Genomic DNA, 25,384 nt, shown 5'->3' with positions numbered 1-25,384 from the left:
CGACCAGGGTCTTTGCTATCGATTCCGAATCAACCAGAGGTTGCTTTCGGTGTCTCAAGGCGTTCAGTAGTCCTTGAAACAGATATGGCGCAGCGGACGGGACTCGAACCCGCGACCCCCGGCGTGACAGGCCGGTATTCTAACCGACTGAACTACCGCTGCGTATCGCTTTGAGCTTGAACTCAAGTAACTCGTTTGACTGAAAGCTTCGGTGCTTTTCAATCGCGAACCAGACAGTGCCTGATTCGTTAAATATGGCGCAGCGGACGGGACTCGAACCCGCGACCCCCGGCGTGACAGGCCGGTATTCTAACCGACTGAACTACCGCTGCGCGTCGGTGCAGGCACTTTCAGCCTACGTTCTTGCTTACGCAAGTATCTCGGGAGTGGTGGGTGATGACGGGATCGAACCGCCGACATTCTGCTTGTAAGGCAGACGCTCTCCCAGCTGAGCTAATCACCCGTTTGCATCTCCGAGGCCGCGAAATTTACGCAGGTAGCGAACCTAAGTCAATAGCAGGATTGAAGTTTTTCTAAAAAAGACGAAATTGCTTCATTCCGTATAAATCATCTTCTTGGTCATGCCGCCATCGACCACGAATTCCTGCCCGGTCACAAACCCTGCATTCTTCGACAGCAACCACGCCACCATCGCCGCAACGTCCTCGACCGTACCTACCCTGCCCGCAGGATGCTGGGCATGATCGGTATCGCTCAGCGGTTCCGCGCGTCGGGCAGAAGGGTCCCGCGCATCGATCCAGCCCGGGCTGACCGCATTGACGCGAATCTCCGGCCCCAGACTGACCGCCAGCGCATGCGTCAGCGCCAGCAAACCACCCTTGCTCGCTGCATACGCCTCCGAATCCGGCTCCGACTGCGCCGCACGGGTCGAGGCCAGATTGACGATCGCCCCGTTGTGCGCACGCAGATACGGCGCGCAGTGCTTGGCCAGCAACATCGGCCCACCGAGGTTCACTGCCAGCACCCGATTCCAGTAAGCCAGATCGAGGCTTTCCAGCGTGATGTTGTGCGGATCGGCCACGGCAGCATTGCACACCAGCGCATCCAGGCGGCCAAACTGCCCGAGCACTTCCGCGACTCCGAGCGCCACCTGACTTTCGTCCGCCACGTCCATGGCGATGAACCAGGCGTTTTCGCCCAGCACCTTTGCCACTTTCGAACCCCGCGCACGATCCAGGTCCGTCAGCACCACCTGCCAGCCTTCGCTGATCAGCCACGCTGCGATTCCCAGACCTATCCCGCGCGCAGCACCCGTGACCAATGCAACGCGGCCATGGGTGCCAGTCTTCGGCGTAGGCAACTCGATCACAACGCCGCCAGGCCGCGCGACAGGTCGGCTTGCAGGTCAGCCACGTCTTCCAGACCGACCGCAATGCGGATAAGACTGTCACGAATCCCGGCAGCTTCACGTTCCTGCGGCGCCAGACGGCCGTGGGACGTCGTGCTCGGGTGAGTGATGGTGGTCTTGCTGTCACCGAGATTGGCGGTGATCGAAATCAAACGGGTCGCATCGATGAAACGCCAAGCGCCCTCTTTGCCACCCTTCACCTCAAAACTGACAACTGCGCCGAAGCCTTTTTGTTGACGCCGAGCCAACTCGTGTTGCGGATGGCTCTTGAGACCGGCGTAATGCACCTTCTCGATGCCGTCCTGCTGCTCCAGCCATTCAGCCAGTTGCTGGGCGTTGGCGCAGTGCGCCTTCATCCGCAGGTTCAGGGTTTCCAGACCCTTGAGGAAGATCCAGGCGTTGAACGGGCTCAGGGTCGGCCCGGCCGTCCTCAGGAAACCGACGACTTCTTTCATCTGCTCGCTGCGACCAGCAACCACGCCGCCCATGCAACGGCCCTGGCCATCGATGAACTTGGTGGCCGAGTGCACAACGATATCTGCGCCCAACTTCAGCGGCTGCTGCAAGGCAGGCGTGCAGAAGCAGTTGTCGACCACCAGCATCGCGCCCTTGGCGTGCGCGATTTCCGACAGCGCGGTGATATCCACCAGCTCAGCCAACGGATTGGACGGCGACTCGACGAACAGCAATTTGGTGTTGGACTTGATCGCTGCGTCCCAGGCCGACAGATCGGCCAACGGCACATAATCGACTTCCACGCCAAAACGCTTGAAGTACTTCTCGAACAGGCTGATGGTCGAACCGAATACGCTGCGCGACACCAGCACATGATCGCCGGCACTGCACAGGCTCATCACCACCGCCATGATCGCGGCCATGCCGGTCGCCGTGGCCACCGCTTGCTCGGCGCTTTCCAGCGCCGCAATGCGCTCTTCGAACGCGCGAACGGTCGGGTTGGTGTAGCGCGAGTAAACGTTGCCCGGCACTTCCCCGGCAAACCGTGCGGCGGCGTCAGCGGCGGTACGGAACACGTAGCTGGAAGTGAAGAACATCGGATCACCGTGCTCGCCTTCCGGCGTACGGTGCTGACCGGCACGTACGGCCAGGGTATCGAACGCTACGCCTTCGAGGTCGCTGTCCAGCCGACCGGCATCCCATTCCTGACTCATGCTGTCACTCCTTGCCCTTTTCTCGATAAATAAAAAGTCTTTTGCCAGATACAAAACCGGCCCCTAAGGGCCGGTTGAAACTCAGTTGTTGTACAGATCGATGATCGCACTGACCGCCTGGGTCTTGACCTTCGAGGCATCGTTGCGTGCCTGTTCGATCTTGTTCAGGTAAGCCTCGTCGACGTCGCCGGTGACGTACTTGCCGTCGAACACTGCACAATCGAAGTTTTCGATCTTGATCTTGCCGCCACCAACCGCTTCGATCAAGTCAGGCAGATCCTGATAGATCAGCCAGTCGGCGCCGATCAGATCAGCCACATCCTGGGTCGAACGGTTGTGCGCGATCAACTCGTGAGCGCTCGGCATGTCGATGCCGTAAACGTTCGGGAAGCGAACGGCCGGAGCCGCCGAGCAGAAGTAGACGTTTTTCGCGCCGGCTTCACGGGCCATCTGGATGATCTGCTTGCAGGTGGTGCCGCGAACGATCGAGTCGTCCACCAGCATCACGTTCTTGCCGCGGAATTCCAGCTCGATGGCGTTGAGCTTCTGACGTACCGACTTCTTGCGCGCAGCCTGGCCGGGCATGATGAAGGTACGACCGATGTAACGGTTCTTGACGAAGCCTTCGCGGAATTTCACGCCCAGATGGTTGGCCAGCTCCAGCGCGGCAGTGCGGCTGGTGTCCGGAATAGGGATGACCACGTCGATGTCGTGCTCCGGGCGCTCGCGCAGGATCTTCTCGGCCAGCTTTTCACCCATGCGCAGACGGGCCTTGTAGACCGACACGCCGTCGATGATCGAATCCGGACGCGCCAGGTAGACGTGCTCGAAGATGCACGGGGTCAGGGACGGGTTGGTCGCGCATTGACGGGTGTGCAGCTTGCCGTCTTCAGTGATGTACACCGCTTCGCCCGGCGCCAGGTCGCGAATCAGGGTGAAGCCGAGCACGTCCAGCGAAACGCTTTCGGAGGCGATCATGTACTCGACGCCTTCGTCGGTGTGACGCTGGCCGAACACGATCGGACGGATGCCGTGCGGATCACGGAAGCCGACGATGCCGTAACCGGTCACCATTGCCACGACGGCGTAACCACCGACGCAACGGTTGTGCACGTCGGTCACGGCGGCAAACACGTCTTCTTCGGTCGGTTGCAGCTTGCCGCGCTGGGCCAGCTCATGGGCGAACACGTTGAGCAACACTTCCGAGTCGGAACTGGTGTTGACGTGACGCAGATCGGATTCGTAGATCTCTTTGGCCAACTGTTCAACGTTGGTCAGGTTACCGTTGTGCGCCAGGGTGATGCCGTATGGCGAGTTGACGTAGAACGGCTGAGCCTCGGCCGACGTCGAGCTGCCGGCAGTCGGGTAACGGACGTGGCCGATACCCATGTGGCCGACCAGGCGCTGCATGTGACGCTGCTGAAACACGTCACGCACCAGGCCATTGTCCTTGCGCAAGAACAACCGGCCATCATGGCTGGTCACGATACCGGCAGCGTCCTGGCCGCGGTGCTGGAGCACGGTTAGCGCGTCATACAGCGCCTGATTGACGTTCGACTTACCGACGATACCGACGATGCCACACATGCGACGCAACCCCTACTTAATGGATCTGAACTGAACAACACTCACTGAGGCGTTTTGGCCGACGGCAAGAGTTGTTCCTTGAACGGAATATCAGCGGGTACGCTGATTCCGCTGGCAAGCCACTGACTGCTCCACCCAAGAATCAGGTTTTTGGACCAGTCTGCGACCAATAGAAACTTTGGCACGAGCTGTGATTCTTTCCACCACCCGTCCTGCTGTACCGGCCCCAGGCTCAACAGCCCGACCGCCACGACCACCAGCAACACGCCACGCGCAGCGCCGAAGGCCATGCCGAGGAATCGATCGGTCCCGGACAACCCGGTGACGCGAACCAACTCGCCGATAAGATAATTGATCATTGCGCCCACGATCAGTGTGGCGACAAACATGATGGCACAGCCCGTGATCACACGAGCCGACGGTGTTTCGATGTATCCGGCGAGGTACTCGGACAGTGAGCCACCGAACATCCAGGCAACAACTCCTGCGATGATCCAGGTCACCAGCGACAATGCTTCTTTGACGAAGCCGCGGCTCAAACTGATCAAAGCGGAGATGGCGATGATTGCAACGATCGCCCAGTCAACCCAGGTAAATGGCACAGTGCAGCCTACAGACGGATAAGGCGGCGCATTTTAGCAGAGCGCAGGGCTGTCGGTAAGCTGCGAATGTCAGTGCATTTCAATCGGGGCGATAGATTTCAGCCACGCTCAGGCTGGAAGCGCACCACAAACCCCTTCAGGTTCTGCTGGCGGCTCAAAAGATCACGCAGACGATCGGCTTCGGCGCGCTCGATCAGCGGACCGACGAACACCCGGTTCTTGCCATCGGCGGAACGGATGTAAGCGTTATAGCCCTGGCTGCGCAGGGTTTTCTGCAGGCTTTCGGCGCTGGCGCGACTCGACAGACTGGCCAGTTGCACCGACCAGCTCACCGACAGGCCATTGGCGTCGACGCGGCTTTGAGTGGTATCAGGCTTGGTGGAAAGCGCAGCGATCGGCTGAGCAGGTGCTGTAGCAGGTTTTACCACCGGAGCGGGAGCCGGAGCCGGCGCAACCGGTTTGGCTACCGGAGCGGGAGCCGGGGCTGGTGCAGCGGAAGCAATCGGCGCTGCTGGCGCCGTTTGCTCGGCGACTTCGTCATCGCTTGGTACTGGCTCTTGCGGCAGAACCTGCGGCTCGGGCACGGCCACGGTTTCCATCTGGATTTGCGCCACGGCAGGCGCTTGCGGCGCTGCCGGTGCCTCGACGGTTACCTGACGCTGTTCATCCTGACGGGAAAACAGCATCGGCAGGAAAATCACCGCCAGCGCCACCAGCACCAGGGCACCGACCATGCGCTGCTTGTACGCTTTATCCAGCAAAGCCATTTGCCGCTTCCTCCGTGGAGCGCCGAGACAGCCATTCGAGGGCCTCGGCGACACAATAAAATGATCCGAACAGCAAGATCTCGTCGTCGCTGGTGGCCACTGCACACTGCCCTTCCAAAGCGGCCGCCACGCTGTCATAAGACGTGACCGACGCGCCAAGGTTCTGCAGTGCAGCATTCAATTCGGCCACCGGACGCGCACGCGGCGAATCCAACGGCGCCACCGCCCAATGCTGGACGCTGGCATTCAATTCACCGATGACACCGTCCAGATCCTTGTCCGCCAACAGGCCGAACACCGCCAGACGCTTGCCGACCGGCGGACGCGCAGCCAGACGCCGCGCCAGATATTCCGCCGCATGCGGGTTATGGCCAACGTCCAGCAGCAGATTCAGACGCTTGCCATTCCATTCGAACGAACGACGATCAAGACGACCGACCACGCGAGTCGCCTGCAACGCCGCAACAATCTGCCCGGCATTCCATGGCAAACCGAGCAGCAGATAAGCCTGCAACGCCAGCGCGGCGTTCTCCATCGGCAGATCGAGCAAAGGCAAATCGTGCAGCTCGACGAGCCGCCCCTCAGCATCGGTGCCGCGCCATTGCCAGAACTGATCCGTGATACCCAGATCGAAATCGCGCCCGCGCAGGAAGAACGGGCAAGCCAGCTCGCGCGCCTTGTCCAGCAGGGGTTGTGGAGGATTCAGATCGCCGCACAGCGCGGGTTTGCCCTGACGGAAAATACCGGCCTTCTCGAAAGCCACGGATTCGCGGGTATTGCCCAGGTAATCGGCATGATCGACGCCAATGCTGGTGACCAGCGCGATATCGGCATCGACCACGTTGACCGTGTCCAGGCGCCCGCCCAGCCCGACTTCCAGCACCACCGCGTCGAGCCCGGCCTGTTGAAACAGCCAGAACGCCGCCAAGGTGCCCATTTCGAAGTAAGTCAGGGAAGTGTCGCCGCGCCCCGCCTCGACCGCTGCGAAGGCTTCGCACAACTGCGCATCAGTGGCTTCGACGCCATTGAGCTGCACCCGCTCGTTGTAACGCAACAGGTGCGGAGAATTGTAGACACCGACGTTGAGGCCCTGCGCCCGCAGCAATGAAGCCATGAAAGCGCAGGTCGAACCCTTGCCGTTGGTGCCAGTGACCGTAATCACCCGTGGCGCCGGCTGGCCCAGTCCCATGCGGGACGCTACCTGTTGCGAACGCTCCAGCCCCATGTCGATGGCCGATGGATGCAACTGTTCGAGGTAGGCGAGCCACTCGCCAAGGGTGCGCTCGGTCATACGTTGGCAGGCACCGGCGGAACGACGATCGGCTCAACAGGAGCAGCGACAAATGTCGGCGTAGGCTGACCAGTCAGCTGCGCCAACAGGTTGCCCAGACGCGGACGCAGCTCGCGACGGTCGATGATCAGGTCGATTGCACCGTGTTCCAGCAGGAATTCGCTGCGCTGGAAGCCTTCCGGCAGTTTTTCACGCACGGTCTGCTCGATTACGCGCGGGCCGGCGAAGCCGATCAGAGCCTTTGGCTCGCCGACAATCACGTCACCCAGCATCGCCAGACTGGCGGAAACGCCGCCGTAGACAGGGTCGGTCAGCACGGAGATGAACGGGATGCCTTCTTCACGCAGACGCGCCAGCACAGCCGACGTCTTGGCCATCTGCATCAAAGAGATCAGGGCTTCCTGCATCCGCGCACCACCGGAGGCGGAAAAGCAGACCATCGGGCAACGGTTTTCCAGCGCGTAGTTGGCGGCGCGTACAAAGCGCTCACCGACGATGGCGCCCATGGAACCGCCCATGAAGCTGAATTCGAACGCCGAAACCACGACAGGCATGCCCAGCAGGGTACCGCTCATGGAAACCAGCGCGTCTTTCTCGCCGGTCTGCTTCTGCGCAGCAGTCAGGCGATCCTTGTACTTCTTGCCGTCACGAAATTTCAGACGGTCAACCGGCTCCAGGTCGGCACCCAGCTCAACACGACCTTCTGCATCCAGGAAGATGTCGATGCGCGCGCGTGCCCCGATGCGCATGTGGTGGTTGCATTTAGGGCAAACGTCCAGGGTCTTTTCCAGCTCCGGACGATACAGCACGGCCTCGCAGGACGGGCATTTGTGCCACAGACCTTCAGGCACCGAGCTCTTCTTGACCTCGGAACGCATGATCGAAGGGATCAGCTTGTCTACCAACCAGTTGCTCATGCTTTCTTTCTCCAGTACCGGCGGCCCGAACGCTCTGGTTCGCGGCCCCGCGTATGCCCTTCAGCTAAATTCATGTGTGGCGATGATCGTCCGGGCTGCCGGGTCAGCGGAACTGACCTGCGTACACCCCGAAAAGACCCTCAGCCTCTTTTCTACAGAGCTGTGGACGGCGGCAGTCTGCCAGCCGTCACATCAGCGTACGGCGTTGATGAATGCACGAATCTTTGCGTGATCCTTGATGCCCTTGCTCGCCTCTACCCCGCCGCTGACATCCACCGCATACGGCCGCACCCGGGCGACCGCATCGGCGACGTTCTCCGGCGTCAGGCCGCCGGCCAGAATCAACGGCTTGCTCAAGCCTTGCGGAATCAATGACCAGTCAAACGCTTCGCCGGTTCCGCCGGGCACGCCTTCGACATAAGTGTCGAGCAGCACGCCGCTGGCACTCGGGTAGGCATCGCAGGCGGCGGCAATGTCATCGCCCGCCTTGACCCGCAAGGCCTTGATGTACGGCCGGTGCCAGCCTTCACACTCGGCAGCGGTTTCGTCGCCGTGGAACTGCAGCAGATCCAGCGGCACGGCATCGAGGATTTCCCCAAGCTCGCAGCGGCTGGCATTGACGAACAGCCCGACGGTGGTCACGAACGGCGGCAAGGCGGCGATGATCGCCCGCGCCTGCTGCACGGTCACCGCCCGGGGACTTTTGGCGTAGAACACAAAACCGATGGCATCGGCCCCGGCCTCGACGGCTGCCAACGCATCTTCCATGCGGGTAATCCCGCAAATCTTGCTGCGAACGGCTGACATGTCGATAAAAACCCCAAGGCAAATCCGAGAAAGTCCCGGATGGTAACAAATGCGTTCGAGGGCGTCAGCCGTCAAGTTCCGAGAAACCCGTAAGGAAATGTGGCCCGATGAAACGCTCGGGCAACGGGAACTCGTCGTGGTACTCGACCTGCACCAGATACAGACCGAACGGATGCGCCGTGACGCCGCCGGAACGCCGCTCGCGACTCTCCAGCACTTCTTTCATCCACTCCACCGGCCGCTCGCCCGCACCGATGGTCATCAGCACGCCGGCGATGTTGCGCACCATGTGGTGCAGGAACGCGTTGGCGCGGATATCCAGAACGATCATTTTGCCGTGACGGGTCACGCGCAAGTGATGCATCTTCTTGATCGGCGACTTGGCCTGGCACTGGCCAGCACGGAAGGCACTGAAATCATGGGTACCGATCAGGTACTGCGCGGCTTCGGCCATGCGTTCGACGTCCAGCGGACGGTGATTCCAGGTGATTTCTTCGTTGAGATGCGCCGGGCGGATCTGATCGTTGTAGATCACGTAGCGATAGCGTCGGGCAATTGCCTTGAATCGCGCATGGAAATGCGCCGGCATGACCTTCGCCCAACTGACGCTGATGTCGTGGGGCAGATTGATGTTGGCGCCCATGACCCAGGCCTTCAGCGAGCGGTCGACCCGGGTATCGAAATGCACCACTTGCCCGCAGGCATGCACACCGGCGTCAGTGCGCCCGGCGCATTGCAGCGAGATCGGCGAATCGGCGACCTTCGACAGGGCGTTTTCCAGGGTTTCCTGCACGGTGAGCACACCGGTGGACTGGCGCTGCCAGCCGCTGTAGCGCGAGCCCTTGTATTCAACGCCCAGCGCGACGCGGAAAAAGCCTTCGGGGGCCATTTCGGCGGCCGGGTTATCTATGTTTGCCAAGTCGGTACAGCCTGCTGATCTACAAAGGCGGGCATTATAAGGCGGCGGGACGGGGAAACCAGACCCAAACAAAAACGGCAGCTTCATGGGCTGCCGTTTTGTTTAGTGCTGAATGCCGACTCAGGCCAGATGCGAGAGCATTTCGCTCGCTTCGCTCTTCTGCTTGTCGTTACCCTCGCTGATGACTTCATTGAGGATATCCCGCGCACCGTCGTTGTCGCCCATGTCGATGTAGGCCTGAGCCAGATCGAGTTTGGTAGCGGCTTCGTCGGTGCCGGACAGGAAGTCGAAGTCATCCTCACCCAGATCATCGCCCAACGCGGCATCAGCTTCGGTGAAGCTTGGCTCGTTGATGCTACTCGACAGGCGATCCAGCTCGGCGTTGACGTCGTCCAGTTCGGCGGCGAACGCATCCGGCTCGGCAGGCGCCGCGTCCATTTCGTCAGCCAGAGACAGGTCGAAATCGGCTGGCAGTTCCAGATCGTCCTGCGGCACGTCGGCCACGGCCGGGGTGTCGACCAGCGGCAGATCCTTCACGCCTTCGTCCAGATCCAGCAGGAAATCATCGTCCGCCAGCTCGACCGGCGCAGGCGCAGGATCGGCACCGAGGTCCAGATCCAGGTCGAAGTCCGACAGGTCGTCGAGATTTTCCTTGATGTCGGTCTGCTGTTGCAGAACCGACTCGAAGCTCAGGTCGTCGTCAGTCGGGAATGCGTCCAGCTCGACCGGCGCTTCCGGCTCGACAGCAGCCACAGGTTCTACCGGCGTGATGTTGTCGAGATCGTCGAGGCTCAGGTCGAAAGCGCTGTCCAGTTCGTTATCTGCCGCAGCAGGCGCTTCAGGCTCATCGAGCAACAGCTCCTTGACGTATTCCGCGTCCAGCTCGGCAGCAATGGCCGCTGCTGCCAGGCCGCTGGCCGCGACGACCGCCATGGCCGGGAAGCGGCTTTTCAGCTCTTCGACCTTGGCGAAGTTGTCGCCATTGGCAACCAGTTGGCGCTCCTGACCGACGAAGCCATCGCGATCACCCTGGCGACCGTAAACTTCCATCAGTTTCAGACGCAGATCGCTGCGCTGCGGCTCCAGGCTCACGCCCTCCTCCAGCAACGCGGCGGCCTGGTTCAGGCGACCGCCGTCGATGTGCGACTGCGCCTTGTCCAGCACGTCGTCGGAACGCTCGGCAGCCGGCGCCACCAACGGCGCGGCGATCGGCTCGGCCATCACCACCGGAGCAACCACGGCAGCGGCAGCAGGTGCCGGAGCCGGAGCCGGAGCCGGAGCCGGAGCCGGAGCCGGGGTCAGCTTGACGCTGGCGGCTGGTACTTCCAGACCTTCGAAGCTGCTTTCCGGCAGGTCGAGGTCCTGGGAGAAGGATTGCTCCTCCAGAGCACGGGCCATACGCAAGTGCTTTTCGGCTTCCTGTTGCGCCTTGCGGCGACGCGCCAGCAGCAACAGCAGGAGCAGCAGAACCACTGCACCGCCACCAACCAGACCCAACAGGATCGGATTGGTCAGCAGTTCATTGAAGTTCTTCTCGTCATCGGCGGCGGGCGCGGTTTCAACCACAGGCTCGACAACCGGCTCGACCGGGGCCGGAGCAGCAGCCTCAGGCACAGGCGCGGCCGGAGCAGCCTCTGCCGGAGTTGCCGGCGGCGTGGCAGCCAGTTCCGCGGTGATCGCCGGCACCACTGGCGCAGTGGCAGCGCCGGCTGGGGCAGCGCCCGAGCCTTCGGCCTGCATTTTCGCCAGTTGATTGTTCTTCAGCTCGATCAGGCGCTGCAGCTTGTCCAACTGACTTTGCAGATCGGCCATGCGGCTTTTCAGTTCTTCGTTGTCGCGACGGGTGGTGTCGAGACTTTCCTGGGTCACCGCCAGTTTGTTGCTCAGGGCCTTGGCATCGCCGGCCGGCCCCTTGCCACGCGCCTTGGCGCTTTCGGCGGACACCAGGCTCAGGTTGTCCTTGGTGTTTTGCGCAGCGCCGGTATTGGCGCGCCCACGATTGGTCGCATCGAGCTGCTGCTGACCGGTGCCCGGTCTGGCCACATAACGACGGCCCTGACGCCAGGCTTCGTTCTGCGCGGCCACTTCGGCAATCGCCTTGGATTGCGGTAGCGCAGTGCTTTGCACCTGATCCGGCAGACGCAGCACCTGGCCGGTTTTCAGGCGGTTGATGTTGCCGTCGATGAACGCGTCCGGATTCAGGGCCTGGATCGCCAGCATGGTCTGCTGCACCGAACCGCCGGTGCGCGCCTTGGCGGCGATTTCCCACAGGGTGTCGCGCGGCGTGGTGGTGTGGGTCGAATGCGTGGCACCGGTGGTCGGTGCGGTGATGGTTTGCGCTGGCGCTGGTTGAGCGGCAGCATCAGCGGTCTGCGGCGAGAACTTCGACGGATCCAGCAGGACGCTGTAGTCACGCAGCAGACGGCCGTTTGGCCACATCACCTGCACGAGGAATTTCACCATCGGTTCCGACAGCGGCTTGCTCGACGTTACGCGCAGCACGCTTTTGCCGCTGGCGTTGAGCACCGGGGTGAAGGTCAGATCATTGAGGAAGGCCTGGCGATCGACGCCGGCCTTGGCAAAATCTTCCGGCGAGGCCAGGCTCGGCACCACTTCGGCAGCGGTCAGATCCTTGACATCGAGCAGCTCGATTTCCGCCACCAGCGGCTGGTTCAGGGTCGACTTCAGGGTCAGCTCCCCGAGCCCGAGGGCATGCGCCATACCGGAGGACAGCGCCGAGGCGGCCGCTATTGCTAACACCAGTTTGCGAACTTGAACCATAGCCTCTTCCTTTGTTTGAACGTTCCTCGGCCAGCGAGAAGATGTTGATTGTCGCTGCCGTAAGGCATTGCGCGCGACGACGACAGCATGCCGCGCGCGATCATTTCTTTGATGCCCCGGAAAGTCCCGGAGGGTGACACGTCATCGAGTGCTCGGGGCAAGCATAGCGCTCGCCTAGAATCAGTCGACAAATTGTTGCCAAGTATCTTTTACAGCAGGTCTTTTATCAACAACTCGGCGACCTGCACGGCGTTGAGGGCCGCACCCTTGCGTACGTTATCTGACGTCAGCCACAGATTAAGTTCCGACGGCTCGTCGACACCGGCGCGCACCCGCCCGACATAGACCACGTCCTGCCCGACCGCATCACCGACAGCAGTCGGATAATCGCCGGCCTCGACCAGCTCGATACCCTCGGCATCTTCAAGCGCAGCATTGACCTTTTCCAGGTCGACCGCGCTCGCTGACTGCAAGGTCACGCTAAAGCTATCGCCAAAAAACACCGGGGCTTGAATGCAAGTCGCGGAAATCTTTAAAGAAGGCTGCGCCAGCACCTGACGCAGTTCGCGCACCAGGCGCTTTTCCAGCAGCGTATGGCCTTGCGCATCCGGCGTACCGACCTGGGCCAGTACGTTGAATGCCACCTGCCGATCAAAGAATTTCGGCTCCAGCGGACGCAGATTCAACAGTTCAGCGGTCTGGCGCGCCAGCTCGGAGACTGCTTCGCGCCCCTGAGCGGAAATGGCCAGACTGGCGGTGACACGCACGTATTGCAGCTCGATCAGCTCGCGCAATGGCGCCAGCACCACGGCCAGCGCAGTGGCCGAAGGGCTCGGGCTGCTGACCTGAAACGGCGCTTTCAGACCGGCCAACACCTCGACATTGGCTTCCGGCACCACTTGCGGGGCCTGGTCGGCCGGCAAGGCACCGGACAGATCGATCAGTGAACAACCCGCGGCATGAGCGCGAGCCGCGTAACTCAGGGTGACCGCAGGCCCCGCGGTAAAGAAAACCAGTTTGACCTTGGCGAAGTCGAACTCATCGACCTCACGCACCCGCACGTTCTTGCCACGATACGACACTGAGCTGCCAGCCGATTCGCTGCTGGCCAACAGATGCAGTGTGCCAACCGGGAAGTCGCGCTCTTCGAGAATCTGCACAAGCGTTTCGCCGACAGTACCGGTGGCGCCGATCACGGCAATATCAAGGGTCTGGGTCATGTTGCTACCTCTGGCGAAACGGGGGGAGCGGCACTTTACCGGGTGAGTCGCACACAGGCAATTCGCGCCCGCCGCGAAGAGCGGACGCGGAGCGTCCATGGCTGCATTTCCCACACAGAGCGTGGGAACGATCAACAGGTACAAAAAAACCCGCGCCTCTTGCAAGGCGCGGGTTCTTTCATTGCGTCAAGCGATCAACGCTCCAGCAGGATCCGCAGCATGCGGCGCAGCGGTTCGGCAGCGCCCCACAGCAGTTGGTCGCCGACGGTGAAGGCACCGACGAATTGCGAACCCATGTTCAGCTTGCGCAGACGACCGACCGGTACGTTCAGCGTGCCGGTGACTTTCGTCGGGCTCAGCTCCTGCATGCTGATTTCACGGTTGTTCGGTACCAGCTTGACCCAAGGGTTGTGCTGGCTGATCAACCCTTCGATGTCGGCGATCGGCACATCCTTGTTCAGCTTGATGGTCAGCGCCTGGCTGTGGCAACGCATGGCGCCGATGCGCACGCAGATGCCGTCGACCGGGATCGGACTCTTGAAGCGGCCGAGGATCTTGTTGGTTTCGGCCTGGGCCTTCCACTCTTCACGGCTCTGGCCATTCGGCAGTTCCTTGTCGATCCAAGGGATCAGGCTGCCGGCCAGCGGCACGCCGAAGTTTTCGGTCGGGTATGCGTCGCTGCGCATGGCTTCGGCCACACGACGGTCGATGTCGAGAATCGCGCTGGCCGGATCGGCCAGTTGATCGGCGACAGCGGCGTGGGTCGCCCCCATCTGCTTGATCAGTTCACGCATGTTCTGCGCGCCGGCACCCGAGGCCGCCTGATAGGTCATGGCGCTCATCCACTCGACCAGACCGGCCTCGAACAAGCCGCCCAGGCCCATCAGCATCAGGCTGACGGTGCAGTTGCCGCCGATGTAGTTCTTGGTGCCCGCGTCGAGCTGCTGGTCGATGACCTTGCGGTTGACCGGGTCGAGGATGATGACGGCGTCGTCGTTCATCCGCAGGCTCGAGGCCGCGTCGATCCAGTAACCCTGCCAGCCGGCTTCGCGCAGCTTGGGGAATACTTCGCTGGTGTAGTCGCCGCCCTGGCAGGTCAGGATCACGTCGAGGGTCTTCAGCTCTTCAATGCTGTAAGCGTCCTTGAGCGGAGCAATGTCCTTGCCCACGGACGGGCCTTGGCCACCGACATTGGAAGTGGTGAAAAACACCGGCTCGATAAGATCGAAATCCTGCTCTTCCAGCATCCGCTGCATGAGCACGGAACCGACCATGCCGCGCCAACCGATCAGACCTACACGTTTCATCGCAACTACACCTTCTTGAAAAGTGGGCCGCTGCTTTGTATTGAATTTCGCAGCGGGCCCGAGAGATTACAGATTCCGCAGCGCGGCGACTACTGCGTCACCCATTTCCTGCGTACCGACTTTAGTGCAACCGGTCGAAAAGATGTCGCCGGTGCGCAGGCCTTGATCCAGCACCACGCTGACCGCTTTCTCGATGGCATCCGCCGCTTCGTGCAGATTGAAGCTGTAACGCAGCATCATCGACACCGACAGGATGGTCGCCAGCGGGTTGGCGATGCCTTGGCCGGCGATGTCCGGTGCCGAACCGTGGCAAGGCTCGTACATGCCCTTGTTGTTGGCGTCCAGCGAGGCCGACGGCAGCATGCCGATGGAGCCGGTGAGCATCGACGCTTCGTCGGACAGAATGTCGCCGAACATGTTGTCGGTGACGATCACGTCGAACTGCTTCGGTGCCCGCACCAGTTGCATGGCGGCGTTGTCGACGTACATGTGACTCAGTTCGACTTCAGGGTAATCCTTGGCCACCTGCTCGACCACTTCACGCCACAACTGGCTGGACGCCAGCACGTTGGCCTTGTCCACCGAGCACAGCTTCTTGCCGCGGACCATGGCCATGTCGAAACCGACACGGGCGATGCGGCGGATTTCGCTTTCGCTGTACGGCAGCGTGTCGTAGGACTGGCGCTCGCCGTTTTCCAGGGTGCGAGTGCCGCGCGGCGCACCGAAATAGATGCCGCCGGTCAGCTCACGGACGATCAGGATGTCCAGGCCGGAAACGATTTCCGGCTTCAGGCTCGAAGCGTCAGCCAGTTGCGGGTAAAGGATCGCCGGACGCAGGTTGCCGAACAGGCCCAGTTGCGCACGGATTTTCAGCAGGCCGCGCTCAGGGCGGATGTCACGTTCGATGGTGTCCCATTTCGGGCCGCCCACGGCGCCCAGCAGCACGGCATCGGCAGCGCGAGCGCGATCGAGCGTTTCGTCGGCCAGCGGCACGCCATGCTTGTCGATGGCGGCGCCACCGATCACGTCATGGCTCAGCTCGAAACCCAGGCTGTACTTGTCGTTGGCCAGCTCCAGCACCTTGACCGCTTCGGCCATGATTTCCGGACCAATACCGTCGCCTGGGAGAATCAGAATCTGCTTGCTCATGCTTTCCTCGTGTCTTCAATCGGTGCGCCATCGACTGGCGCGCCCGGAAAAATGCTTGTCGTTCTAAGTTTATTTCTCGGCCCAGAGCACCAGTACATCTGTACTGAACGATCCATCGGCCTCAATCTCAAAATATTCGCGCACTTCGTTGCCCATCGATTGCTGCAACTGGCGGATCGCGGCGCGCATCACTTCTGGCGTGCGCATGCGCTCGACCCAGCTGCTGTACTCCAGACGCAGGCGCTGACGCGTGGTGCTGCGTGTGTGCAGACCGGCCTCGCTGACCTGGCGCAACCACTCACCGGCCGAATAATCGCGCACATGACTGGTGTCGCGCAGCACTTCGACGCTCTGCAGATAGGTGTCGAACAGCGGACTGCCCGGCGACAGCACATCAATGAATGCCGCCACGCCGCCCGGTTTCAGCACCCGGCGCACTTCGCGCAAGGCCACGCCGAGGTCGCTCCAGTGGTGCGCCGAATAGCGGCTGAACACGAAGTCGAATTCGCCATCGGCAAACGGCAGACGCTCGGCGGCGCCGTTGACCGTGGACACGTTGCTCAATCCGCGATCAACGGCAGCGGCGGCGACCACGTCGAGCATCTGCTGCGACAGGTCGTACGCGACCACTTCCTTCACCAACGGAGCAACGTGAAAACTCACGTGCCCGGCGCCGCAACCCAGATCCAGCACCCGCGCCTCGCCCTGCCCCGCCAGCTCAGCCTGCAGCAGCGCAAATTCAGTGCCTTGAGCGTGAACGGCGCTGCTCAGGTAGGCGGCGGCCTGCTCACCGAATTGCTTTTGTACAACCTGACTGTGGGCGGTGCTGGTCATGGTCACATCCTGATTCCTATGTTGTTTGAACTGCCCTTTTCGCGAGCAAGCTCGCTCCCACAGGGGAATGCACTTCAAATGTGGGAGCGGGCTTGCCCGCGAAGGGGCCAGCCCTGACTACATCATCTCGAATCAATCACGCGTCGCGGAACAACCACGGCTGGCTCGCGCGATGCCGGGCTTCAAACGCGGCAATCGCATCGCCGTCCTGCAGGGTCAGGCCGATGTCGTCCAGGCCATTGAGCAGGCAGTGTTTGCGGAAGGCATCGATCTCGAAGCGATAGACCTTGCCGTTCGGGCTGGTCACGGTCTGCTCTTGCAGATCGATCTGCAACTGATAGCCCGGCTCGGCCTCGACCTGCTTGAACAGCTCGTCGACCTCTGCGTCGCTCAGGATGATCGGCAGCAAACCGTTCTTGAAGCTGTTGTTGAAGAAGATGTCGGCGTAGCTCGGCGCGATGATGCTGCGGAACCCGTATTCTTCCAGCGCCCACGGCGCGTGCTCACGGCTGGAACCGCAACCGAAGTTCTCGCGGGCCAGCAACACGCTGGCGCCTTGATAACGCTCGGCGTTGAGCACGAATTCCTTGTTCAGCGGGCGCTTGGAGTTGTCCTGATACGGCTGACCCACATCGAGGTAACGCCACTCGTCGAACAGGTTCGGGCCGAAGCCGGTGCGCTTGATCGATTTCAAGAACTGCTTCGGGATGATCTGGTCGGTGTCGACGTTGGCACGATCCAGAGGTGCGACAAGGCCGGTGTGCTGGGTAAAAGCTTTCATGCTGCGCTCCTCAGATCAATTCACGAACGTCGATGAAACGACCGTTCACCGCCGCCGCAGCGGCCATGGCCGGGCTGACGAGGTGGGTACGGCCACCGGCGCCCTGACGGCCTTCGAAGTTACGGTTGGAGGTCGACGCACAGTGCTCGCCGGACTCCAAACGGTCCGGGTTCATCGCCAGGCACATCGAGCAACCCGGCTCGCGCCACTCGAAACCGGCTTCCAGGAAAATCTTGTCCAGACCTTCGGCTTCAGCCTGTGCCTTCACCAGACCCGAACCCGGCACCACGATGGCCTGTTTGATGGTCGACGCAACTTTGCGGCCCTTGGCGATCACCGCGGCAGCGCGCAAATCTTCGATGCGCGAGTTGGTGCAGGAGCCGATGAATACGCGATCGAGCTGAATGTCGGTGATCGCCTGATTGGCGGTCAGACCCATATATTTCAAGGCGCGGACGATTGAGTCGCGTTTGACCAGATCCATTTCCTTGGCCGGGTCCGGCACGTTCTGATCAACGGCCAAGACCATTTCCGGCGAAGTGCCCCAGCTGACCTGCGGCTTGATCTGCGCGGCGTCGAGCTCGACCACGGTGTCAAAATGCGCGTCGGCGTCGGACACCAGATCTTTCCAGGACTCGACCGCCAGATCCCACTCGGCGCCTTTCGGTGCGAACGGACGACCCTTGACGTAATCCACCGTCTTCTGGTCCGCCGCTACCAGACCCACGCGGGCGCCGGCTTCGATGGACATGTTGCAGATGGTCATGCGGCCTTCGATCGACAGATCACGGATCGCGCTGCCGGCGAACTCGATGGCATGGCCGTTACCGCCAGCCGTGCCGATCTTGCCAATGACGGCGAGGACGATGTCCTTGGCGGTCACGCCGAACGGCAGCTGGCCTTCGACGCGCACCAGCATGTTCTTCATTTTCTTGGCGACCAGGCACTGGGTGGCGAGTACGTGCTCGACCTCGGAAGTGCCAATACCGTGAGCCAGGGCGCCGAACGCGCCGTGAGTCGAGGTGTGCGAGTCGCCGCAGACCACGGTCATGCCCGGCAAGGTCGCGCCCTGCTCCGGGCTGATCACGTGGACAATGCCCTGTCGCACGTCATTCATCTTGAACTCGACGATGCCGTATTCATCGCAGTTGTCATCGAGGGTCTGAACCTGCAAACGCGAGACCTGGTCGGCAATGGCTTCGATGCCGCCCTTGCGCTCCGGGGTGGTCGGTACGTTGTGGTCCGGGGTGGCGATGTTGGCATCGATGCGCCACGGCTTGCGCCCGGCCAGACGCAGGCCTTCGAAGGCCTGCGGCGAGGTCACTTCGTGAATGATGTGACGATCGATATAGATCAGCGCCGAGCCATCGTCGCGCTGCTTGACCAAATGCGAATCCCAGAGCTTGTCGTAGAGCGTTTTGCCGGCCATCAGACGGTTCCTCATCAGCTTGTTTCTATGCCCTGGGCTTATCAATAACCCTTTGGCTTGTGAGGCCGATCCTATGGGGTTAGATTAAATAACTCAAATTCATATTTTTTATGCTTTGGATAACCAGCTGGAATACAAACATGGACCTGGCCAACCTCAACGCTTTTATCGCGATTGCCGAAACCGGAAGCTTCTCCGGCGCCGGTGAACGCCTGCACCTGACGCAACCGGCCATCAGCAAACGCATCGCCGGGCTGGAGCAGCAATTGAATGTGCGACTGTTCGACCGGCTCGGTCGTGAAGTGGGCCTGACCGAGGCCGGCCGCGCCTTGCTGCCACGGGCTTATCAGATTCTCAACGTGCTCGATGACACCCGCCGCGCCCTGACCAACCTGACCGGCGAAGTCACGGGCCGCCTGACCCTGGCCACCAGTCACCACATCGGTCTGCACCGCTTGCCGCCCTTATTAAGGGAATACACTCGCCGCTACCCACAGGTTGCGCTGGATATTCAGTTCCTCGATTCGGAAGTGGCCTACGAAGAAATTCTTCACGGCCGGGCGGAACTGGCGGTCATCACGCTCGCGCCGGAACCACATACGCTGGTCAAGGCCACGCCGGTCTGGGATGACCCGCTGGATTTCGTGGTCGCCCCCGAACATTCATTGATCAGCAACGGCGCCGTCACATTGGCGGACATTGCCGGTCATCCGGCAGTTTTCCCCGGCGGCAATACCTTTACCCACCACATTGTCCAACGGCTGTTCGAGGCTCAGGGCCTGACGCCGAACATCGCGATGAGCACCAACTACCTGGAAACCATCAAGATGATGGTGTCGATCGGTCTGGCGTGGAGCGTTTTGCCGCGCACGATGCTCGATGAACAGGTGGCGCGCATACCTTTACCGGGCATACAGCTCCGTCGCCAGCTAGGCTATATCCTGCACACTGAAAGGACGCTGTCGAATGCTGCACGGGCATTTATGGCCCTGCTGGACGCTCAAATCGATCTGCCAGGGACTCTCGGCTAACTTGTGCTACTCCTATAGAGCTGCCGTCCCTGTGCCAAACGCCCACATCAGCTCAAGGCCCCTTAACAATGCCGAAATCTGTTGACCGTATTCCGCCGATGCCGCGTATTCAGGCCATTGATCCACGGCGTTCCGAGCAGAGCTGGGAGAGCGCGCCGCAATTGCTCGCGGCGCTCAACGGCGCTCGGCTTGGTGCCTGGTATTGGGATATCGAGCGCGGGCAGATCAGCTGGTCGCGCGGCACTCAGGCCCTGTTCGGCTTCGACCCGCGGCAACCGCTGCCCGAAGACCTGGAATACCTCGACTTGTTGCCGCCGGAAGACCGGGCGAAAACCATTCGCGCCTTCCACGCGGTCATCGCCGGCGCGCCGCTGGAACAGGCGATGCATCACCGCATCCGCTGGCCCGACGGCAGCCTGCACTGGCTGGAGATCAACGGCAGCCTGCTGCCGGACAAACACGGCCGGCCCCGAATGATCGGGGTCATCCGAGAAATCACCCACCAAAGGCAAAGGGAACAGGCGCTCAGCAGCTCTGAAAAACGTTTCGCCACGCTGTTTCACCTGTGCCCGAACATGGTGCTGCTGACCCGTCAGGAAGACGGCCTGATCAGCGAGGCCAACCAGTATTTCGAAAGCTTGTTCGGCTGGCCGGTGCAGAGCGCCATCGGTCGCACCACCCTGGAGCTGGGCCTGTGGGTCCATCCCGAACAACGGGCGGAGCTGGTCAAGAAAACCAAGGCCAAGGGCGAACTGATCAGCATGGAGGTGCAGTTCCGCGCCAGCAACGGCCAGATCCACGACGGCATCCTCAGCGCGCAAAAGGTCGAACTGGAAGGCCAGCCGTACCTGCTCAGCACCTTTCTCGACACCACCGAACGCAAGGCCGCCGAGCATGCCCTGAAGGACAGTCAGGAACGCCTCGACCTGGCGCTGGATTCGGCACAGCTCGGCACCTGGGACTGGCACATTCCCAGCGGCATGCTCTACGGCTCGGCCCGGGCCGCGCAATTGCACGGTCTTGAGCCGAAACCATTTCATGAATCGTTCGAAGAATTCTTCGAGGGCGTCCCCGGCGAAGAGCGCGACAGCATGCGCGACGCCTATCGCAGCCTGCGCGAAGGCCCGGCGGGCAATTATCAGCTGACTTACCGCGTGCAACTGCCGGATGGCAGCTCGCGCTACCTGGAAAGCCGCGCCCGCCTCTATCGCGACGACAACGGTGTACCGCTGCGGATGGCCGGCACCCTGCTGGACATCACCGATCAGGTCGAGCGCGAACAACGACTGGTGGCTTCGGAAGAGAAATTCGCCACGCTGTTCCAGGTCAGTCCCGACCCGATATGCGTGACGCGCCAGGAAACCGGGGAATTCATCGAGATCAATTCCAGCTTTTCCCAGACTTTCGGCTGGAGCACCAGCGATGTGATCGGCCATACCGCCGAAGAAATCGGCCTGTGGGACGCCTCGGCGAAAAGTCTGCAACGCATCGAACGGGTGATCCGCGAACAGGGCCTGAGCAATGTCGCGATCATCGTCCAGCACAAAGACGGCCAGTCGCTGACCTGCGTGATTTCCAGCCGCCAGATCAGCGTTGGCAACCAGCCGTGCATCGTCACCACATTGCGCGACATTACTCAGCAACAGCGCTCGGAAGCGGCACTCAAGGCCAGTGAAGAGAAATTCGCCAAGGCGTTTCACTCAAGCCCCGACGCCATCACCATCACCGAACGCGACACCGGGCGCTATCTGGAGGTCAATGACGGTTTCTGCCGCCTGACCGGTTACCGCGCCGACGAAGTGGTGGGTAAAACCGTGTATCAGATCGGCATCTGGGCCGAGGAAAAACAGCGTTCGGCGCTGCTCGCCGAACTTCAGATCAAGGGCCGCGTGCATCATCAGGAAATGCTCGGGCGCAACAAGCGCGGCGAGATACTGACGGTGGAAGTCTCGGTCGAACCGATCACCCTCAATGAAACCGCCTGCCTGTTGCTCACGGCCCGGGATGTCAGCCTGCTGAAGAACGCCGAGGCGCAGATCCGCCACCTGGCCTATCACGATCCGCTGACCAACCTGCCCAACCGCGCGCTGCTGATGGATCGACTGAGCCAGCAGATCGCCCTGCTCAAGCGCCACAACCTGCGCGGCGCGCTGCTGTTTCTCGATCTGGATCACTTCAAGCACATCAACGACTCACTGGGTCACCCGGTCGGCGACACGGTGCTGAAAATCATCACCGCGCGCCTTGAAGCCAGCGTGCGCATGGAAGACACCGTGGCGCGACTGGGTGGCGATGAATTCGTGGTGTTGCTCAGTGGTCTGGAAGGCACGCGTAATGAAGTCAGCGCCCAGGTGCGCGAGCTGGCCGACACCATTCGCGAGTTGCTGTCGGAGCCGATGTTCCTCGACGGCCAGCGCCTGCAAGTGACGCCGAGCATCGGCGTGGCGCTGATTCCCGATCACGGCTCGACGCCGACCGATCTGCTCAAACGTGCCGACATTGCGCTGTACCGCGCCAAGGATTCCGGACGAAATACCACGCAGATGTACCACAACACCATGCAGAAAGCGGCCAGCGAACGGCTGCGCATGGAGACCGACCTGCGCCTGGCGCTGTCCCGGGGTGAATTCGACGTTCATTACCAACCGCAGATCGACGCCCGGGACAATCGCATCATCGGCGCTGAAGCCCTGGTGCGCTGGAACCACCCGGAACTCGGCGCGCAATCGCCCGCCGAATTCATCAAGGTCCTGGAGGACAGCGGGCTGATTCTGGAGGTCGGCACCTGGATCCTCGATGAGGCGTGCGAAGCTTTCAAGCAATTGATCGCCGAACAGCTGATCGATCCTCTGGCCTTCACCCTGTGCGTGAACATCAGCCCCCGGCAGTTCCGCCAGAACGACTTCGTCGAGCGCATCGAGCACAGCATGAGCAGCCACGGCCTGCCCTGCTCACTGCTGAAACTGGAAATTACCGAAGGCATCGTCATCCAGAACCTGGAAGACACCATCAGCAAAATGCGTCGCCTGAAAAAACTCGGCGTGAGCTTTGCCATGGACGATTTCGGCACCGGCTATTCATCGCTGACCTACCTGAAGCGATTGCCGGTGGACACGCTGAAGATCGATCAATCGTTTATCCGTGACGCCACCAGCGACCCCAACGACGCCGAAATCATCCGCGCCATTGTCGCCATGGCCCGCAGCCTGGAACTGGAAGTGATCGCCGAAGGCGTGGAAACCCCGGAACAGCTGGCCTTCCTGCAGGGGCTGGGTTGCCATTTGTATCAGGGTTATCTGCACAGCCGGCCGTTGCCGCTGGAGGGGTTGAAAGGATTGCTGGAATGACGGGCACAAAAAAGGGCGCCTTTCGGCGCCCTTCTTCCCGGTCGGCTTATTGCAGGACCGGCTTCTCCGCCCCGTTGATCGGGATGCGCTTGGCTTTCGCTTCTTCCGGGATCACTCGCAGCAGGTCAATGCTCAACAGACCGTTACGCAGGTCGGCAGCCTTGATCTCGATGTGATCGGCCAGGCGGAAGGACAGCTTGAATGCACGTTGGGCGATGCCCTGGTGCAGGAAAGTGACGCCTTCGTTCGCGTCACGCTTGCCGCCACTGATGGTCAGCACACCTTTCTCGACTTGCAGTTCCAAGTCTTCTTCCTGGAAACCGGCCGCCGCCACGACGATGCGGTATTGATCGTCACCGTGTTTTTCGACGTTGTAAGGAGGATAGCTGCTGCCTGGCTCGTTGCGCAGGGCGGTTTCGAACAGGTCATTGAAACGGTCGAAACCTACCGAGGAACGGAACAGTGGAGCGAGGGAAAATGCAGTACTCATGGTTCAAATCTCCTGAAAACAATCAGCAAGTTTTTTTGTCTCCGCGACCCGAATTCGGCATCGCGTAACCCTTAGATAGGGACCTGCATTTTGTTTTCAAGAGACGATTTGAAGATTTTTTTCAGGCCGCTTCGGCGACCGGCAAGCCCAGCAAACGCGAGACCTGATCCGGTTCAGTTTCGCGGCGAAGCACGGTAAACAGCTCGGTGGCTTCGGAGTAATTGCGGGTCAGCATCGCCAGCCATTGCTTCAGGCGGCCCGGCGATTGACGCGCGGTCATCTGTGCCTTGGCTTGCAGCCAGAAGTCCTGGATCAGCGGCAGCAGCTCGGACCAGGTCATCTCGACGACTTCCTCGCCGGCACGAGCGGCGGCGATCTGACGGGCCAGATCCGGACGCGACACCAGGCCACGACCGAGCATGATGTCTTCGACACCGCTGATTTCCCGGCAGCGACGCCAGTCTTCGACGCTCCAGATGTCGCCATTGGCGAACACCGGCACCTTGACCACGTCCTGCACACGCGGAATCCACTCCCAATGCGCCGGCGGTTTGTAGCCGTCCATCTTGGTCCGGGCATGAACCACGATGTGCTCGGCACCGCCCTCGGCCAGCGCCGTGGCGCATACCAGCGAACCATCGGGGCTGTCGAACCCCAGGCGCATCTTGGCAGTGACCGGAATGTGCGCAGGGACAGCGCGACGGACGTGCTCGACGATCTGGTTGAGCAGTTCCGGCTCCTTGAGCAGAACCGCACCACCACGGGACTTGTTAACGGTCTTGGCGGGGCAGCCGAAGTTCAGGTCAATCACCTCAGAACCCAACTCGCAGGCCAGTGCCGCGTTTTCCGCCAGGCACACCGGATCGGAACCCAGCAATTGCACGCGCAATGGCACGCCTGAAGCGGTGCGCGCACCGTTGAGCAGTTCAGGGCCGAACTTGTGGAAGTAGGCCGGGGTCAGCAACTGGTCGTTGACCCGAATGAACTCGGTCACGCACCAGTCAATACCGCCGACACGGGTCAGGACATCGCGCAGGATGTCGTCGACCAACCCTTCCATCGGCGCCAGAGCAATTTGCATGGGAAACACACACTCAAGGAAAAACGTGCGGCAGTTTACTGGGTTTCGCGGGTTAAACCCATGTCCGCCGTCTGTATGGCCGGGCCGTAGCCTTCGATGAACTCGGTGGGCATGCGCTTGGGCTTGCCGGTCGACAGCTCAATGCAGACGAAGGTGGTCTGGGCGCGCAGCAGCGTGGCGTTGTCGCTGGGGCGAATCAACTGGAAGTGACGGGTCATTTTCAGGCGATGATCCCAATCGACGATCCAGGTCGCCAGTTGCAGCTCGTCGCCCTCGTAGGCGGCCGCCAGGTAATCGATTTCGTGTCGTACAACGGCCATTGCCCGATCCAGACGCCGGTACTCGACCAGATCCAGACCCAGGCGCTGCGAGTGGCGCCAGGCGCAGCGCTCGAGCCAGGTCACGTACACCGCGTTGTTGGCGTGGCCCAGCCCGTCGATGTCCTCGGCGCCCACTTGCAGATCAATGGTAAACGGCGTCGCCCGATCCCAGCCCATGCCCTACTC

21 protein-coding genes and 3 tRNA genes are annotated in these 25,384 nt (G+C 61.3%); 2 read left to right on the top strand and 22 right to left on the bottom strand.

Annotation, left to right across the window (positions count from 1 at the left end; all coding sequences use genetic code 11):
* Positions 1 to 85: 85 nt before the first annotated feature.
* From AC1MDC_RS18245 to leuC, 19 genes are all read right to left on the bottom strand, one after another.
* A tRNA-Asp gene (locus tag AC1MDC_RS18245) sits at positions 86 to 162 on the bottom strand.
* 93 nt (positions 163 to 255) lie between these two features.
* Positions 256 to 332, bottom strand: a tRNA-Asp gene (locus AC1MDC_RS18240).
* A 55-nt stretch (positions 333 to 387) separates the two neighbouring features.
* A tRNA-Val gene (locus tag AC1MDC_RS18235) sits at positions 388 to 463 on the bottom strand.
* Positions 464 to 553: 90 nt separating this feature from the next.
* The gene (locus tag AC1MDC_RS18230; RefSeq protein WP_085701257.1) at positions 554 to 1,330 is read right to left on the bottom strand and encodes an SDR family oxidoreductase; all 777 of its coding nucleotides are present in this window, start codon (positions 1,328 to 1,330) and stop codon (positions 554 to 556) included.
* A complete protein-coding gene (locus AC1MDC_RS18225; protein WP_085701258.1) occupies positions 1,327 to 2,538 on the bottom strand; it encodes an O-succinylhomoserine sulfhydrylase in 1,212 nt (403 codons plus the stop codon). The genes AC1MDC_RS18230 and AC1MDC_RS18225 overlap by 4 nt, the downstream gene beginning before the upstream one ends.
* Before the next feature lie 81 nt (positions 2,539 to 2,619).
* The gene (gene purF, locus AC1MDC_RS18220) at positions 2,620 to 4,125 is read right to left on the bottom strand and encodes an amidophosphoribosyltransferase (RefSeq protein ID WP_007956466.1); all 1,506 of its coding nucleotides are present in this window, start codon (positions 4,123 to 4,125) and stop codon (positions 2,620 to 2,622) included.
* 41 nt (positions 4,126 to 4,166) lie between these two features.
* Positions 4,167 to 4,727: a CvpA family protein gene (locus tag AC1MDC_RS18215; RefSeq protein ID WP_085701259.1), complete on the bottom strand. Its 561-nt coding sequence runs from the start codon at positions 4,725 to 4,727 to the stop codon at positions 4,167 to 4,169.
* Positions 4,728 to 4,825: 98 nt separating this feature from the next.
* Complete coding sequence (locus AC1MDC_RS18210) at positions 4,826 to 5,494, bottom strand: SPOR domain-containing protein (protein ID WP_480393450.1); 669 nt, start codon at positions 5,492 to 5,494, stop codon at positions 4,826 to 4,828.
* Positions 5,478 to 6,785, bottom strand: coding sequence for a bifunctional tetrahydrofolate synthase/dihydrofolate synthase (gene folC, locus AC1MDC_RS18205; RefSeq protein ID WP_480393449.1), 1,308 nt, complete (start codon positions 6,783 to 6,785; stop codon positions 5,478 to 5,480). Before folC ends, AC1MDC_RS18210 begins: the two co-directional genes overlap by 17 nt.
* A complete protein-coding gene (gene accD, locus AC1MDC_RS18200; protein ID WP_085701262.1) occupies positions 6,782 to 7,702 on the bottom strand; it encodes an acetyl-CoA carboxylase, carboxyltransferase subunit beta in 921 nt (306 codons plus the stop codon). Before accD ends, folC begins: the two co-directional genes overlap by 4 nt.
* 192 nt (positions 7,703 to 7,894) lie before the next feature.
* On the bottom strand, positions 7,895 to 8,509 hold the full coding sequence (locus AC1MDC_RS18195; protein WP_085701263.1) for a phosphoribosylanthranilate isomerase: 615 nt from the start codon (positions 8,507 to 8,509) through the stop codon (positions 7,895 to 7,897).
* A 64-nt stretch (positions 8,510 to 8,573) separates the two neighbouring features.
* Positions 8,574 to 9,398, bottom strand: coding sequence for a tRNA pseudouridine(38-40) synthase TruA (truA, locus tag AC1MDC_RS18190; protein WP_085701264.1), 825 nt, complete (start codon positions 9,396 to 9,398; stop codon positions 8,574 to 8,576).
* 150 nt (positions 9,399 to 9,548) lie between these two features.
* On the bottom strand, positions 9,549 to 12,209 hold the full coding sequence (locus AC1MDC_RS18185; protein WP_480393448.1) for a motility hub landmark protein FimV: 2,661 nt from the start codon (positions 12,207 to 12,209) through the stop codon (positions 9,549 to 9,551).
* Between the two features lie 209 nt (positions 12,210 to 12,418).
* Positions 12,419 to 13,429 carry an aspartate-semialdehyde dehydrogenase gene (locus tag AC1MDC_RS18180; RefSeq protein WP_480393447.1) on the bottom strand — a complete coding sequence of 337 codons (1,011 nt, stop codon included), beginning with the start codon at positions 13,427 to 13,429 and terminating at the stop codon, positions 12,419 to 12,421.
* Positions 13,430 to 13,623: 194 nt separating this feature from the next.
* Positions 13,624 to 14,736 carry an aspartate-semialdehyde dehydrogenase gene (gene asd, locus AC1MDC_RS18175; RefSeq protein WP_011333354.1) on the bottom strand — a complete coding sequence of 371 codons (1,113 nt, stop codon included), beginning with the start codon at positions 14,734 to 14,736 and terminating at the stop codon, positions 13,624 to 13,626.
* Between the two features lie 66 nt (positions 14,737 to 14,802).
* Positions 14,803 to 15,885 carry a 3-isopropylmalate dehydrogenase gene (leuB, locus tag AC1MDC_RS18170; RefSeq protein WP_085701267.1) on the bottom strand — a complete coding sequence of 361 codons (1,083 nt, stop codon included), beginning with the start codon at positions 15,883 to 15,885 and terminating at the stop codon, positions 14,803 to 14,805.
* Between the two features lie 69 nt (positions 15,886 to 15,954).
* Positions 15,955 to 16,719, bottom strand: coding sequence for a class I SAM-dependent methyltransferase (locus tag AC1MDC_RS18165; RefSeq protein WP_085701268.1), 765 nt, complete (start codon positions 16,717 to 16,719; stop codon positions 15,955 to 15,957).
* Positions 16,720 to 16,855: 136 nt separating this feature from the next.
* Positions 16,856 to 17,500: a 3-isopropylmalate dehydratase small subunit gene (leuD, locus tag AC1MDC_RS18160; RefSeq protein WP_085701269.1), complete on the bottom strand. Its 645-nt coding sequence runs from the start codon at positions 17,498 to 17,500 to the stop codon at positions 16,856 to 16,858.
* 10 nt (positions 17,501 to 17,510) lie between these two features.
* Positions 17,511 to 18,929: a 3-isopropylmalate dehydratase large subunit gene (gene leuC / locus AC1MDC_RS18155; RefSeq protein ID WP_074687686.1), complete on the bottom strand. Its 1,419-nt coding sequence runs from the start codon at positions 18,927 to 18,929 to the stop codon at positions 17,511 to 17,513.
* A 140-nt stretch (positions 18,930 to 19,069) separates the two neighbouring features.
* On the opposite strand from leuC, the gene AC1MDC_RS18150 reads away from it, so the two are divergent.
* Entirely contained in the window at positions 19,070 to 19,960 is an 891-nt protein-coding gene (locus AC1MDC_RS18150) for a LysR family transcriptional regulator (protein ID WP_085701270.1), read from the top strand.
* A gap of 68 nt (positions 19,961 to 20,028) precedes the next feature.
* Complete coding sequence (locus tag AC1MDC_RS18145) at positions 20,029 to 23,307, top strand: bifunctional diguanylate cyclase/phosphodiesterase (RefSeq protein ID WP_085701271.1); 3,279 nt, start codon at positions 20,029 to 20,031, stop codon at positions 23,305 to 23,307.
* Positions 23,308 to 23,353: 46 nt separating this feature from the next.
* Here AC1MDC_RS18145 and AC1MDC_RS18140 read toward each other — a convergent pair whose 3' ends face one another.
* From AC1MDC_RS18140 to AC1MDC_RS18130, 3 genes are all read right to left on the bottom strand, one after another.
* Complete coding sequence (locus AC1MDC_RS18140) at positions 23,354 to 23,797, bottom strand: Hsp20 family protein (protein WP_065261390.1); 444 nt, start codon at positions 23,795 to 23,797, stop codon at positions 23,354 to 23,356.
* 121 nt (positions 23,798 to 23,918) lie between these two features.
* A complete protein-coding gene (locus AC1MDC_RS18135) occupies positions 23,919 to 24,878 on the bottom strand; it encodes a tRNA dihydrouridine synthase (protein ID WP_085700160.1) in 960 nt (319 codons plus the stop codon).
* Positions 24,879 to 24,913: 35 nt separating this feature from the next.
* Entirely contained in the window at positions 24,914 to 25,375 is a 462-nt protein-coding gene (locus AC1MDC_RS18130; RefSeq protein WP_480393446.1) for an acyl-CoA thioesterase, read from the bottom strand.
* Positions 25,376 to 25,384 lie beyond the last annotated feature (9 nt).

The organism is Pseudomonas sp. 1, assembly GCF_056626735.1.
The sequence above is the reverse complement of the archived record's forward strand: the minus strand, read 5'-3'. Positions and strand labels throughout refer to the sequence as shown.